We start from the raw sequence: 14,082 nt of genomic DNA on the forward strand, positions 1-14,082 counted from the left end.
GACATGGCAGCGGGCTCTGAAACAAAACACAACTTTCTTGAAATGACCGAAATACGAAAGTCATTCGGTGACATGACCGTCTTGCATGACGTTTCGTTGAGCGTTTCCCAAGGGGAAGTTATCTGCATCATCGGCCCCAGCGGGTGTGGCAAAAGCACATTCCTGCGGACCGCCAACTGGCTGACACCAGCCGATGGGGGCGAGGTGCGCTTGGCAGGCGAACTGGTCGGTGGCGTGCCTGACGCGCGGTCGGTTTCGACGCAAACAAAGGAACTCAACGCGCTACGCGCGCGTGTTGGAATGGTGTTTCAGAACTTCAACGTCTGGCCTCATCTCAGTGTCCTCGAAAACGTAGTTTGCCCACAGATGGTTGTCGCCAAGCGCCGCCGTGGCGAGGCCGAAAAACAAGCGCTCGCTGCGCTGGCAGAAGTAGGACTGGACGACAAGAAGTCAGAATGGCCTGACAATCTTTCCGGAGGGCAAAAGCAGCGGCTTGCCATCGCGCGAGTTCTGGCGATGGATCCGGTCCTGGTGCTGATGGACGAACCAACCTCAGCTTTGGATCCCGAGTTGGTGTCCGGCGTATTGAATGTCCTGAAGCGTCTTGCCCAAAAAGGGATGACGATGATCATCGTGACCCATGAACTGGGCTTTGCCTCCAGCGTGGCCGACCGCGTTGTGTTCATGGAGGAAGGGAGAATTGTCGAAGAGGGTGCACCTGACGTAATCCTTCAAACCCCGAAGACCGAGCGCCTTAAGCTCTTCTTGGAAAAACTTAACATCACCGCCTTCAAACCCAATTCGGATAGTGCTGGCCATCCGACAATGGACTCCGGTTCATGAGTTCTATTTCAGCCGCTTCAGAAAATTCTGCGGTCAAACGCTGGGCGCACAATTGGTCGCCATTGCCCGCCGCTTCAATGCGCACAAGGAGAAATAGTTCATGACATCCGACCTCACAGCTCCTCCCAAACGGGAATTCCAGAGCTTCCACGATTTTCCAATTGTTACTGATCTGGACAACCTGGACGCCGACATTGCGATACTGGGGATCCCCTTTGGCGATCCTTATTCGATGGGCGAAGCAAGTAATGATCAGTCGAATGCTCCAACGCATATCCGGCGGTATTGCGAGCGCGCCCTTCGTGGGCTTGATCGTTATGATTTCGATATTGGCGGTACCCTGCTTGACGGGCGCGACATTAAAGTTGTCGATTGTGGAGACGTCGTTGCCGAAGCCAAGGACGTAGCTGGCAACCATGACCGATCGGAACAGGCGGTGCGCAAAATCCTCGCGTCCGGTGCATTGCCCATTATCCTCGGTGGCGATCACGCTATTCCCATTCCAGTTTTTCGGGCATTCGAAGGACGCGGGCCGATCACATTGGTTCAGGTCGACGCCCATGTCGACTGGCGGGACGTTTTCCATGGTGTGAGCTTCGGATTGTCGAGTGTCATCCGTAGGGCATCCGAAATGGAGCACATTGAAGATATTTACCAAATCGGATTGCGTTCCGCGGGCAGCGGACGGCCGGAAGAAGTTGAAGCCGCGCTGGCGTACGGGTCAAATCTGATCTCTGACATGGAGTTGCAGGAACTTGGAATGAATGCCATTTTGGATCGCATTCCAGATGGCGGCGATTACTATCTGACAATTGATGCTGACGGCGTCGATCCCACAATCATGCCTGCGGTTGCGGGCCCCGCCCCTGGTGGTGTCAACTATTCCCAAATGCGGACCCTGATTCAGGGCTTGGTCAAAAAAGGCAATGTCGTCGGTATGGATATCGTCGAGATTACTCCCAGTCGCGATGTGAATGGGATCACCGCCATTACCGCCGGAAGGTTTATTTGCAATCTGATCGGTACGGCTGTCAGGGCCGGATATTTCGACAAGAAATAGCAGGCAACATTCGTTGGACCGGCCTCACACTCACTGGTGTGAGGCATTGGAAATATAGTGAGAGAACCGTTTTGAAAGCAAATAGGCACGCGATACATAGTCTTGCAGATGCCGTGGTGTCTCTGCGGCTTGAGGACATCCCGCACGATGTCCTGAACCTGGCAAAACGTTGCCTGATCGATGTTTGTGGCGTGACTTTAGCAGGAGCGAATACAGAATCTGCAAAATTGCTTTTGCAGACAGCGGTCGCGACTTACGGGGAGGGCAATTGCGACATTGTGGGGACGCCGCACAGGCTGAATGCGCCTGGAGCTGCGTTTGCAAATGGATCGGCTGCTCACGCTCTCGATTTTGACGATAATTGCTATGCCGGTATTGTGCATGCGTCAGCCGTTGTTTTCCCGGCTGTCCTGGCCATGGCGCAAAAGCACGGTGCAAGCGGGGCCGATCTTCTACTTGGGTTCATTGCAGGATTAGAGGTCGAATTTGCGGTCGCAAAAGCGCTGTCCAATTCAATCTACGATAAGGGCTGGTGGACCACCTCTGCCCTCGGGGCCATCGGCAGTGCAGCAGGCGTCGCCAAAGTCGCGGGCCTGGAACGCGAGAAAACGACTCATGCGCTTGCTCTCGCCACCGCTGGTGCTGGTGCCATACGAGCCGTACGCGGTACTGCTGCAAAGCACTACTATTGTGGCCGAGCGTCCGAAAGCGGTGTTACCGCTGCCATTGCGGCGATACAGGGCGCAACCGGGCCAGCCAACGCATTCGAAGATCAGTCGGGTATTGCGCAGGTACTTAACGGGGGGACGTTCGACCCCGGGGAAATCGAGACGCTGGGAGTGGAATTTAGTATTTCCGACCCAGGCGTCGATTTGAAGAAGTATCCGGTTTGCTACGCCAGCCACGCTTCAGCCGATGCAGTCAAAGAGATTATGGATGCGGAGGGATTCAGCGCCAGTGATGTGGTCGCTGTTACCTGTACAGTGCCGCCGGTTGTGACCTCCAATCTGACTTATCCAAACCCGCAAACCGCCACTGAAGCGCAATTCAGTTTGCACTTCGCGATTGCAGCAATCATTGAGCACGGCGATATCAAACTTGAGCATCTGACAACCGAGATGTTGTCGAGTGCACCAATCAAGCGACTCTTGCCGAAAATTGACGTCAAGGTTGGCGATATCCCGGAGCCATACAGGTCCTCACGCTTGATCTGTCCAGAATGGGGCTATGTCGAGTTGACGACCCAGGCCGGAGATCGCAAATGCAGTTTCGTTGGCTCGCCTTTAGGCTCGGCTTTGAGGCCGATGTCCGACGAAGTGCTGCAGAAGAAATTCAATGCTTGCGCTGAATACGGCAATGTAAACGGCTCAGCTTCTGTACTCTATGACAAAATTCTGAACTTGGAATTGTTGACGAATACCCGGGAATTATTTTCCTAGTCCCGAGACGCCGGTGCTCCAGGCCAATGGCAGTTCACCGACGCCGATAAGTTGATGAATAGAGCGCGAGATGTTCAACAGTGCTTCGTCCTGCCCGAAGCGCCCTATTATCTGAACCGAGTAAGGCAAGTTTCGGTCGTCTGTTCCGGTTGGGAAAGTGATGACAGGCAGGCCGGTATAGCTCCAGATCGCATTCATGCGAAAATCACCCGTCGTAGCGAAGCCTTCCGGAGCCAGATCGGGCGCAACCGGCGCTATCCATGCATCAAGAGCGTGCTCCGCCATCAGTTGCTGCATCCGGAGCTGCACTCTTCTCGCCTGCTTCAGGCTGTCAGACAGCGTTTTCTCGGACACGTTTTGACCGAATTCCAACATTGCGCGGAACTTCGGTTTGTAGATGTCCCGATAGTCGTCGAACCAGCCCTTATGCACTTGGTAAAGTTCTGCATTGGCGATCAAATCATGATTGTCATTGTCGATAGAGATGTCTTCGCACAATGTGATCAGTTTTAACTCGCAACCCGCGCCTTCGAGATTGCGCGCGCTTGCCTCGAACTGCGCTCGAATATGCGGCTTCGCAAGATCGAGATAAGACCCCATTGGCACGCCGATAACCGGTTTGTTCCGAGCACCGTCATTGGTGTTTTGCCAATCGGTCACTAAAACCGGCAGGGATGCAGCAAGCGTTTGCATGTCTTTTGCAAACAACCCGATATGGTCCATGGATTTCGAGTACGGTAACACGCCGTCCAGCGCGACCCGCCCAAAACTCGGTTTGTAACCAAATGTCCCGCAATAGCCCGCTGGTCGGATCACTGAGCCAGAAGTCTGCGTCCCAAGCGCAATGTCACAGAAGCCAGCGGCAACCGCGGCTGCGGATCCGCTGGAGGACCCGCCAGGTGTGTGCCCTAGATTGCGTGGGTTTCGCGTGGGACCGGGATCCGACACTGCAAACTCGGCGGTAACGGTTTTTCCCGCCATGATGGCACCGGCACCGAGAAGACGTGTCACACAACTTGCCTGTGGCCCTTCAAACAGGTGGGCGGGCAGTTCCGAACCGCACCGGGTGGGAAATTGATCGACATTAATGATGTCCTTCACACCAAGTAGCAAACCAGAAAGGGCGAGATCCTGATTTGGTCGGGCACGGGCATCCAAAACACGGGCACCGTCGAATGTTTCACCGACGAACGCCTGCACAACGGGTTCGTACTTTGAGATGTAGGTGACGCGCTCCTTCATCATTTCGGATCTGACATGCTGACGACGCAAATGATACTTGCCTGTATCGGTGGCCGCATCGAATGATGATTTCTGCTTCTACCAGCCACCAAACCGCTCCCAGATTTCAATGTCACGATCGCGATCAGAAATTACATGATACCGATCGTGCGCAACCGAAGTGGCACACACCTGATTTGGAAGAACCCGCAGCAAATCTCTGGGCTCAACATGGGGCAAATTTGCAACACTACCTTCCCGTCACGTTTCGTTGCCATGTCCAACCTTGAGCGGCGGCCTCTTCTGTTCAAGCTATGAACACAGGTAATTATTCCGACGAGTCACTCGGCCGGAGCTTTAACTGGTTTCACTTGAAGAGTTAGTCGTCAAGGTTCGCAGAATGGATGGTTACATTCAATAGGGTATATGGCTGCTCGGAACCTAAACATTCGATCGGACCAATGAATTTTTAGATATCAAATCCCTCTGTTTGCTCAAGTTGCACCAGTCACGGCCAAAAAAATTGTAAGTTGAATTAAATCGGTTGGGTTTAGTGTGTATAAAATCTCGCACTTTTGTCTTCAGACGGTGGCTCAGCGGGTTTGATTTTACTCTTGGTAGAGCGGTGTCATGCACATGTGTTTTCGTGCGGACCAGTTAGCGGCCGCGATGTGCCCAAGACGTGCCGCAGCCAGGTCGAGACACGATTATTCATCTGGAAAGGCCACAACGACGCTGGCTATTTGTCGAATTTGCTTCTTGATTCTTTGCGGCGGATTTTTGCCAATGAAGCGACTGAGGCAAAATCTGTCGTCGTCCTGCGACCTGTTGTTCGCAGTCAAATTTACTCAGCAACGAGCCTGAGTGACCTACTTCTCTACCGGGAACTAACTTAGAGATTAGCCTGCCGCAAAATTGTACCAGGAGCGCTCGCAGTTAGAAAACCCAATTCCCAGGATAGGTCTTATTAAGACGTTCGCTACAGCGTGATCGAGTGTCCGCAATGGGCAGAAAGCAACAGTGCGCCTGCTCTGTGCGAATGTCCGCTACAATGACTTTGCGTACAAAACCGGATAGTCCCCTCCCAGCCCCAGAGATGTCGTTCGTTGGGACCGCACATGTGACAGCCCGTCCGCACTCAGGTTATTTGCCTCGAACAGATGAAAAGTCTGCTTGCCTCGCCAGGCCCCAAAGGAACGTATGTCGGAAATGCGGGCGCAAATCCACCAAGCACAATCGGCAGCTCGTACACAGCCATCGCCTCGAAACAATCCCGACAACAACGACACACACATTCCCTGCCCCTTCCCTAAACGTCGTACTTGCCTGTGTGCGCTGCAATAGGCTCTAATCGACGGCAACGAACCGCACCCCGGGAGGAACCGTTGAGCAAGACCAATCGCGGTAATTTTTTTGAAGACTTCGAGATCGGCCAGGTAATCCGCCACGCAACGCCGCGCACGGTCACAGGCGGCGACCAGGCGCTCTACACCGCGCTCTACGGATCCCGCTTTGCCGTGCAGTCTTCAGATGCATTCGCACGTGCGCTTGGCTATGCCCACGCTCCGGTCGACGATCTGCTGACCTTTCACATCGTCTTCGGCAAGACGGTACCGGATATCTCGCTGAACGCCGTTGCCAATCTCGGTTACGCAGGTGGCCGTTTTCTGGCACCCGTCTACCCGGGCGACACGTTGTCGACCGTGTCGGAAGTGATCGGCAAGAAGGAAAATTCCAACGGCAGGACTGGTGTCGTCTATGTCCGCTCGACCGGCTACACCGCCAATGGAACCGAAGTGCTGGATTATGTCCGCTGGGTCATGGTCAACAAGCGTGATCCCGGTTCGCCGGCGCCCGACCCGGTCGTTCCGGACCTTCCCGCCGCGATCGATCCGGACGCGCTCGGCACCGCGGTTCCCCTGCTGGACAGCGCGAAGTGGGACAACGACCTGTCGGGGTCTGCGTTCCGGTTTGGCGATTATGCAATCGGCGAGAAGATTGATCACGTCGACGGCATGACCGTCGAGGAGGCGGAACACCAGATGGCGACCCGTCTTTATCAGAACACGGCCAAGGTACATTTCAATCAGCATACCGAATCCAAGGGCCGTTTCGGCAAGCGCCTGATTTACGGCGGCCACGTGATTTCGCTGGCCAGGGCCCTGTCATTCAACGGGCTCGGCAATGCCTTTCACATCTCGGGCATCAACGGCGGGCGTCATGTCGCGCCGCTGTTTTCCGGCGACACCGTCTACGCCTGGTCGGAAGTCCTCGACAAATCCGAGATCGAGGGCCGGATGGACGTTGGTGCGCTGCGCCTCCGGCTCACTGCCACCAGGAACCGTTCTTGCCAGGACTTCCCGCTGAAAGATGGAGACGGCAAATACCTGGAAGATGTCATCCTCGATTTCGACTATTGGGTTCTGATGCCGAAATAGGCGGACACGGCGTTCCCCCTTCCAGGTGACGACAAGCCATATCCCGGTTACCTTGCATGAGGGAATGACCTAGAGGAGGCCGGTATGCTGACGACGCTCTCTGGAAGGGAAACCAACCTGCTGTTCGCCATCATGGAGGACATGGTCGCGATCCGGGACGCGCGGAAACTCAGAACGCAGATCGGCGAGCGCCTGCTCGATCTGCTGGAGGCAGACTATTTCGCCTCCTATGTCTGGACAAAATCCGACGGTGACACCGGCGGCGTCTATCTGAACATGGACGAAAGCAACCTTGCTGCGTATGAAAGTCACTACCAGTACTGCGATCCGATTACACCGAGATTCCGCATGTGCCAGCGAGCCGCCCACGTAGAACAGGTTATCTCCAGGGAACAATTCGACCGCACCGAATTCTACAACGATTTTCTGGCCCGGGACGGGCTGTACCATGGCATGAACTATCACGCTTATTCGGCTTCCGGCCATCTCGGCGACCTGCGCATCTGGCGAGGTGGCAATCGCGAGACCTTTCAGGAACGGGATCTTGAACTGCTCGATGCAATCGGAGCCGCATTCGGCAAGGCACTCGGCAACCTGCGATCCGACGCGGAAAAATTGCGCGACACGGACCCGCGTATCCGAGTGGCCAACTGGGCGTCACAGCACGGATTGACGGCTAGGGAACGGGATGTGATCTGCCTGCTCGCCGAGGGAAGGCGGGATCGGGAGATAGCGACGGTTCTCGGCGTTTCGGTGACGACCGTGCGGTCGCATCTCAAGTCGATTTTCCAGAAATCCGGCGCATCCAGTCGCGCAAACCTGATCGTGAGCCTCAACGCACCTGTGCAATAAGTTGCATCTTCTCCTCATTTTTGAGGATGCGGACCGACATATTTGAGCGTTTGCTGTTGCCCCTACCGGAAGAAGGGGAACGATCATGAAAAGGCATATCACCGCCGGCCTGGCAGCTGTGGTTGCGCTTGTCACCAGCCCGGCTTCGGCCACCGAGGACATCACCACAATGTCCGCTCGGGAGGTTGCCGAAGCAATTGCCGCTCAAAGTCTCACCGCCACGGATCTCGTGAAGGCGTTCATTGCAAGAACGGGCGACGACGCCGGCAATGTCTACATCACGCTCGACAGCGAAGGAGCCCTGGCAGCGGCGACGGCTGCCGATGAGGCAGTAAAGGCCGGCGCCGACCTTGGACCGCTGCACGGCGTTCCCCTTGTCGTGAAGGACAATATTGCCTCCGCTGGTTTACCGACCACCGGCGGAACGCCGGCACTGGAAGCCTGGATACCGGCGACAGATGCACCCGTCCTTGCAAAACTCCGGGACGCTGGTGCAATCCTTCTCGGCAAGACCAATCTGCACGAACTTGCCTTCGGCATCACATCCAACAATGCGGCCTTCGGAGCGGTCGCCAATGCCTACAACCCGGAACGTTTTGCCGGTGGTTCGAGCGGAGGAACAGGTGCCGCCATTGGTGCGCGACTGGCTTCTGCCGGACTTGGAACAGATACTGGAGGCTCCGTGCGCATTCCAGCAGCTCTCAATGGTGTTGCCGGATTGCGCCCGACGACGGGTCGATATCCGGCAGGCGGTATCATCCCGATCTCGTCTACGCGCGACACACCCGGACCGATTGCAAGAACCGTCGGCGATCTTGCACTCCTGGACGCCGTAATCACGGGTTCACCGGGCGCACTGCCTGCAGTCGAGCTTAACTCGGTGCGGCTTGGCGTCCCCTCGGGCCTGACTGAAAACCTGTCGCCGGAAACGGAAAGAGTGTTCAGGGCTGCCCTGGACAAACTGGAGAAGTCCGGAGCCACGCTGATCGAAGTCGATATCAGTACGGAACTCGACCTTGCAGGCAAAGCCGGCTTCCCGATCGCCCTTTGGGAAGTCAAAAGAGACCTCGCGGCCTTTCTGGAGCAATACGAAACCGGGCTCACGCTGGATGATATTGCCGGTGCGGTGGCCAGTCCGGACGTCAAATTCGTGTTCGAAAACCTGGTCCTCGGCAACCAGGCGATACCCGAGGAGGTTTACCGGATGGCCATGAACGACCTGCGCCCCCTCGTCCAGTCGGGCTATGCGGATGTCTTTGTGACCAACAAGCTCGATGCACTTGTATTCCCGACAACCCCGCTGGAAGCGCAGTCGATTACGGGATCCGACCAGACGGTCTCCCTCAACGGCGAGGATGTTCCGACGTTCCAGACATTCATTCGCAACACGGATCCCGGTTCGATTGCCGGCATACCGGGATTGTCTTTGCCGATCGGCGTCACCTCTGAAGGACTGCCGGTCGGCCTCGAGCTCGACGGCCCGGCCCATTCAGACCGTCACCTGCTGTCGCTCGGACTTGCCATCGAAGCCGCTCTTCCCGAGATGTCTGCACCGGCGCCGCGTTGACCAAAAGCGACCAGACGGGAAATCTGGAATTTCCTGTCTGGACTTTTGCCAAAATCATGGCACACACTCCCGGAAATCGAGAGGAGCGTGCGCCGTGAAAACAGTTTCGTTCACCCAGATGAAGGACGGTTCGAAAGAAGACTACCAGCTTCTTGAACAGGCCGAAAAGCCGTATCTTGCGATGACGGCGGAAAGGATTCTTTCTGAGCTCCGCCGCCAGGGTGAAGACACGCTGACCGGATACAAGATCACGCGGATGGACCATGGACTTCAGGCCGCGACGCGCGCACGCCGGGAAGGCGCGGATATCGACTGGATCATCGGCGCACTTCTTCATGATATCGGTGACGGCCTTGCACCGCAGAACCATGACCGCTTTTCAGCAGAAGTGATCCGCCCCTTCGTGCGCGACGAAGTCGCCTGGGTTGTTGAACACCACGGCATTTTCCAGATGCTTTATTACGCCCGGCACTACGGCTGGGACGAAAATGCACGGGACCGTTTCAAGGATCACGTGCATTTCAAGGCATGTTCCGATTTCTGCGAACGCTGGGATCAGAGTTCCTTCGACCCGGAATTCCCCACCGATACGTTGGAAAGTTTCGAGCCATTGGTCAGGGAAGTTTTCGCACGCAAGGCTTATGATCCCACCGTCCTGCAGGTAGGCGTCTCAAATGGGTTGCCGACAATCTGAATATCCAGCCGTGACCGTTGAGGTCAGGGCTTGGCGCCCGGCACCACATCCGTGGTGATCGGTCCGACGAGACCTTCTTCCTCGGTCGCTTTCGGTCCGAACGGAACCCAACGTTTCAAGAACCTTCCAGTCGCACTGCCACCGGACTTCTTCTGTGGCGCGAACGCCGTTTCAACGGCAGTACCGGTGGCATCTGCTTGCGGCGCTGCCGGGTTACCGGCGCCCGCAACCGCGGCTGTTGCTTCCTCATTCGTGGCCGATTGCTCGCCCGATGGAATCGCAGCCGTCGTGATACCGGTTTCCTCCGTACCGCCACCGAGCGCCGTCGCAAGGCGGTTGGAGCGATTTTCCCAACGCTGCTGACGTTCGTCACGCGCATCGAACTTTGCAGCAAGCTGCTGGAATTTCTGGTCGTCCTTGCGTTGCTTTGAGGCAACGGCAGATGCAATGCGCGGGCTTACCTGGTATTCCGGGCACTTGGCGCTGGCCCGGAAGGGAACGCCCTCGACCAGTGTTGTCGCGTCAAAGACATATTTCTTTTCGCAAACAGAGACCTTTGGCGGCGTCTTGGTGACCTCGAAATGGTCATAGCCGGTCTTCAACATGTTCCAGTAGCCAAGATGATCGTTGTCGCGGTGGCGCGCCATGTTTTCCGGCGTCATGCGAAACGGAAATGCCTGTACCTGGAAAGAGCGCTGTCCGCCCTTGAAGCTCTCGCGGGCGAGAGCGTAGATGTCTTCCACCTGCTCATCGGTCATGGCATAGCACCCGCGCGAGGAGCACGCGCCGTGCACCATCAGATGCGACCCTGTGCGCCCGTGCGAGCGGTCATACTTGTTCGGGTAACCGAGATTGAAAGCCAGATGGTAGCTCGAATTCGGATTCATGAGCGCCGGCGTGATCTCATAGAAACCTTCCGGAGCCTGACGGTCGCCTTCCTTGAATTTCGGACCGAGTTTGCCGGACCACTTGCAGATCTCGAATTCGTCCAGAAGCTTGAATTTACCCGTCCGGGTCTGCTTCCAGACTTCAAGTTCGGACTCTTCCTTGAAGATACGGATCATGATCGGCGACGTCGAACTCATGTTGAGATCGGTCATCTTGCGCTTGATGGATTCGCTGACGGGACGCAGATGCTTGGGTCCGGCGCCGAACTCGTCGGCCTGACACGCGGCCAGAACACCGGCTGCCAAAACCAGCGCGCCGGCCCTTGATGCCGCGCGGCCGCTCCTGCGGCGTGAACCCGGGTACAGTCCGGCTGGCGATTTCGATAGGCGCCCAAAGACCATGTTACTTTCCCAAACTGATCGGAAACCGAAAAGCTGCGGCAAATGGCTTGCGTCAGCTTCGACAAGGTTTCCTGCGTCTTGCCCCCGCGCAAGGCTAGGGAATGTTAGTTGACGATAAGTTACTGAAACCCGCCTGCCCTCGCGAAGCAAATTCCGGTGATAAATAAAAATATCTTCGGCAGACGACCACCTGAATGCCTCATATGTGCCTGAATGCAGGCAGAATCTGGCCACAGCAAGGCAAACGCGGCCGCAAAATCTGCCAGCGTACCTGTAATTCTTCTGACATTCCCGTGAATTAAGGCACTTCAGGAGATACCTGATGTCTGTTGTTGACGCATTTGGAAACCGGAGCCCTAGGAAAGGGTTCGCCCGATCGCGACGAATTTTTCGCGCCTTTGCTTGCGGATTTCTTCCGGTTCGAGGCCCGACAATTCCTCAAGAGCGGCTTCGATTGACTTGCCGGCAGTATCGATCACGATTTCGCGCGCACGGTGCGCACCGCCCACCGGCTCGACGATAATGTCGTCGATCACACCAAGCTGCTTAAGGTCCTGGGCCGTGATTTTGAGCGCAGTTGCAGCATCCTGCGCCTTGGCGCTGTCCCGCCACAGGATGGACGCTGCGCCTTCCGGCGAAATGACCGAATAAATGGCGTGCTCCATCATGAGCACCTTGTTGGCGGTCGCGATCGCGATCGCGCCTCCCGATCCGCCTTCCCCGATGACAACGGCGACCGACGGCACACCGAGGCCAAGACCGATATCGGTGGACCGCGCAATTGCCTCGGACTGGCCGCGCTCTTCAGCGCCGCGCCCCGGATAGGCACCGGACGTGTCGACGAAGCTCAACAGCGGAATACCGAAGCGTTCCGCCAGTTCCATGATCCTGACTGCTTTCCGGTATCCCTCGGGACGGACCATGCCGAAATTATGCTTCAGCCTGGTTTCGGTGTCGTGGCCTTTCTCCTGGGCGAGAATGGCAACAGACTGGCCGCGAAAGCGCCCGATCCCGGCGATGAGCGCATGATCCTCGGCAAATTTGCGGTCGCCGGCCAGAGGCGTGAAATCTTCAACAAGTCCGGCAACATAATCGACCGCATGCGGCCGGTCCGGGTGCCGGGCAACCAGCGTTTTCTGCCAGGGGGTCAGCTTGGAGTAAAGGTCCTGAAGGGTCTGGGCGGACTTGGTGTTGAGCCGCTCGATTTCGCCGTCGACATTGACTGCTTCACCATCTTCCGCTGCGATTGCCCGCAGTTCCTGGATCTTGCCTTCAATATCCGCGACGGGTTTTTCGAACTCCAGATAGCTGTGCATGTACTTGTTTACCCGAAACATCCCGACCCGCCGGCTGTTGATCGACCGGTCCGGAAATCTGTTACAAAGGTGTTTCCACACCCAGATGGCGTAATGTGGAGCGCTGTATCAAGAGACGCAAGAGGGCGCAAGTCTCCGCCTGAACCTCTCGGACAATTCCAGATACCAGAACATTCCCGAAGCATGAGAAAGTGCGCGCGGCAACATATTCACGCACGCACGAGGATGAGGTGTGAACTACCTGGCAGCCTGATCGCTACCGGCACCGTCTATCGTAAGCTTGCTGGCTTCCACCAGCAGTCGTCCATTCTTGGTGTCGATTGCGATACGATAAGGGACCAGCACGTTGTCCCGTCCCATAGGAGCAATCCAGACTTCCATATTGGCCTTCGCCATATACTTGACGGATTCCTTGGACGGACGGTGACCGGCAACGGGTACCCATCGCGCCTTGCAAACAACCACGGTTCCGTCGTAGCCCCTGCCGGAGACTTCTTTTGTGCCTTCAAAACTCAGTTTGATATCGAAACGGGTCCAGCCGTCGAAAATCGGCAATTTACGGGAACAGGCCTTCGGTCCGAAGCTGTCCTTGGACCGTCTGACGGGCATCAGGGCCGCGCTGAGCGGATCGATCGCGTTGCGTTTGTGGCGCTTGGTGATCTTGACCCGTTCCGGATTCGGTTTGAACTGCGGCGCAACTTCCATGGAGCGGATATTGCGCGATCCCTGGTTCAGATTGACGTAAAAATCGAGATTGGACGCGTGGGACGCCATCCTGTACTTGGACGGGACGACCTTGGAGCCGACGAGCCAGCCCGAGGCTTCGGCACCGCCCTTGCCGGTCGAAAACAACGTGCCTATCCCAGCAGGAGCGACCGTAACCTTGGCCGAATAGGCGTTCCCCTGCATGACAAGCGACAGCGTGCCGCGCCCGATCTTGAAACCGGCCAGAGAGATTGAATAAACCCCGCCGACACCGTTCTTTTTGGCTTCCGCAGGCGCGACAAACAGCGCACCTGCCAGCAATGGGAGGACGACGAGGCGCCCGAATGACGTCAGACCAATCACTTTAACAAACCTCCGCACTGCCCCTCCGGCAGTGAACAACGCCCCCACGCCAACAATGTTCCGCCAAGCCAACCTTAGCATGAAAATCACCTGCCGAACGCAGTCAATCATTCTAAATTATGGTAACTCAGAGGTTAACATCTGAACTTGGCATAAATAAAACCACAGAATCATGCCAATGGGCAGGAGATGTCTTGACGTTGGCGCGAGCTGCCATTATAGCGGGGCAACTTTTTCCGAGAAATGCCGGAGACGATGTCGCCGGACCTCAGGTCCGCGCCGGTTCCGGTTTGGA

General features: G+C 56.4%; 11 protein-coding genes. 7 read left to right on the forward strand and 4 right to left on the reverse strand.

Features of this window, described 5'->3' with window-relative positions; translation table 11 throughout:
- The first annotated feature begins 3 nt into the window (after positions 1 to 3).
- The 3 genes from LA5095_RS10410 to LA5095_RS10420 all read left to right on the forward strand — a co-directional run bounded on the left by LA5095_RS10410 (position 4) and on the right by LA5095_RS10420 (position 3,342).
- Positions 4 to 843, forward strand: coding sequence for an amino acid ABC transporter ATP-binding protein (locus tag LA5095_RS10410; RefSeq protein WP_055114677.1), 840 nt, complete (start codon positions 4 to 6; stop codon positions 841 to 843).
- A gap of 100 nt (positions 844 to 943) precedes the next feature.
- Positions 944 to 1,903 carry an agmatinase gene (locus LA5095_RS10415; RefSeq protein WP_055114679.1) on the forward strand — a complete coding sequence of 320 codons (960 nt, stop codon included), beginning with the start codon at positions 944 to 946 and terminating at the stop codon, positions 1,901 to 1,903.
- Entirely contained in the window at positions 1,852 to 3,342 is a 1,491-nt protein-coding gene (locus LA5095_RS10420; protein ID WP_082442480.1) for an MmgE/PrpD family protein, read from the forward strand. Before LA5095_RS10415 ends, LA5095_RS10420 begins: the two co-directional genes overlap by 52 nt.
- Here LA5095_RS10420 and LA5095_RS10425 read toward each other — a convergent pair.
- Positions 3,331 to 4,587, reverse strand: a complete 1,257-nt coding sequence (locus LA5095_RS10425) for an amidase (protein ID WP_055114684.1) — start codon at positions 4,585 to 4,587, stop codon at positions 3,331 to 3,333. The two genes, LA5095_RS10420 and LA5095_RS10425, sit on opposite strands and share 12 nt — an antisense overlap.
- 1,361 nt (positions 4,588 to 5,948) lie before the next feature.
- On the opposite strand from LA5095_RS10425, the gene LA5095_RS10430 reads away from it, so the two are divergent.
- The 4 genes from LA5095_RS10430 (at position 5,949) to LA5095_RS10445 (ending at position 10,114) form a co-directional block, all read left to right on the forward strand.
- On the forward strand, positions 5,949 to 7,001 hold the full coding sequence (locus tag LA5095_RS10430; protein WP_055114686.1) for a MaoC family dehydratase: 1,053 nt from the start codon (positions 5,949 to 5,951) through the stop codon (positions 6,999 to 7,001).
- Positions 7,002 to 7,085: 84 nt separating this feature from the next.
- Positions 7,086 to 7,853 carry a helix-turn-helix transcriptional regulator gene (locus LA5095_RS10435; RefSeq protein ID WP_055114688.1) on the forward strand — a complete coding sequence of 256 codons (768 nt, stop codon included), beginning with the start codon at positions 7,086 to 7,088 and terminating at the stop codon, positions 7,851 to 7,853.
- Positions 7,854 to 7,938: 85 nt separating this feature from the next.
- Positions 7,939 to 9,420, forward strand: a complete 1,482-nt coding sequence (gene iaaH / locus LA5095_RS10440; RefSeq protein WP_055114690.1) for an indoleacetamide hydrolase — start codon at positions 7,939 to 7,941, stop codon at positions 9,418 to 9,420.
- A 94-nt stretch (positions 9,421 to 9,514) separates the two neighbouring features.
- Positions 9,515 to 10,114, forward strand: a complete 600-nt coding sequence (locus LA5095_RS10445) for an HD domain-containing protein (protein ID WP_055114692.1) — start codon at positions 9,515 to 9,517, stop codon at positions 10,112 to 10,114.
- A 23-nt stretch (positions 10,115 to 10,137) separates the two neighbouring features.
- Here the strand turns inward: LA5095_RS10445 and LA5095_RS10450 are convergent, their stop codons facing one another.
- From LA5095_RS10450 to LA5095_RS10460, 3 genes are all read right to left on the reverse strand, one after another.
- The gene (locus LA5095_RS10450) at positions 10,138 to 11,403 is read right to left on the reverse strand and encodes a L,D-transpeptidase family protein (RefSeq protein WP_055114694.1); all 1,266 of its coding nucleotides are present in this window, start codon (positions 11,401 to 11,403) and stop codon (positions 10,138 to 10,140) included.
- A 356-nt stretch (positions 11,404 to 11,759) separates the two neighbouring features.
- On the reverse strand, positions 11,760 to 12,719 hold the full coding sequence (locus LA5095_RS10455) for an acetyl-CoA carboxylase carboxyltransferase subunit alpha (RefSeq protein WP_055115563.1): 960 nt from the start codon (positions 12,717 to 12,719) through the stop codon (positions 11,760 to 11,762).
- A gap of 237 nt (positions 12,720 to 12,956) precedes the next feature.
- Complete coding sequence (locus LA5095_RS10460; RefSeq protein WP_208992639.1) at positions 12,957 to 13,805, reverse strand: DUF3108 domain-containing protein; 849 nt, start codon at positions 13,803 to 13,805, stop codon at positions 12,957 to 12,959.
- Between the last annotated feature and the right edge of the window lie 277 nt (positions 13,806 to 14,082).

This window comes from Roseibium album (genome assembly GCF_001404515.1).
GTDB classification, from domain to species: domain Bacteria; phylum Pseudomonadota; class Alphaproteobacteria; order Rhizobiales; family Stappiaceae; genus Roseibium; species Roseibium album.

Bases quoted from the DNA above. Each gene is read 5' to 3' on its own strand.
- LA5095_RS10410 (WP_055114677.1), top strand. From the start codon at position 4: ATGGCAGCGGGCTCTGAAACAAAACACAACTTTCTTGAAATGACCGAA.
- LA5095_RS10415 (WP_055114679.1), top strand. From the start codon at position 944: ATGACATCCGACCTCACAGCTCCTCCCAAACGGGAATTCCAGAGCTTC.
- LA5095_RS10425 (WP_055114684.1), bottom strand. From the start codon at position 4,587: ATGATGAAGGAGCGCGTCACCTACATCTCAAAGTACGAACCCGTTGTG.
- LA5095_RS10435 (WP_055114688.1), top strand. From the start codon at position 7,086: ATGCTGACGACGCTCTCTGGAAGGGAAACCAACCTGCTGTTCGCCATC.
- iaaH (WP_055114690.1), top strand. From the start codon at position 7,939: ATGAAAAGGCATATCACCGCCGGCCTGGCAGCTGTGGTTGCGCTTGTC.
- LA5095_RS10450 (WP_055114694.1), bottom strand. From the start codon at position 11,403: ATGGTCTTTGGGCGCCTATCGAAATCGCCAGCCGGACTGTACCCGGGT.
- LA5095_RS10455 (WP_055115563.1), bottom strand. From the start codon at position 12,719: ATGCACAGCTATCTGGAGTTCGAAAAACCCGTCGCGGATATTGAAGGC.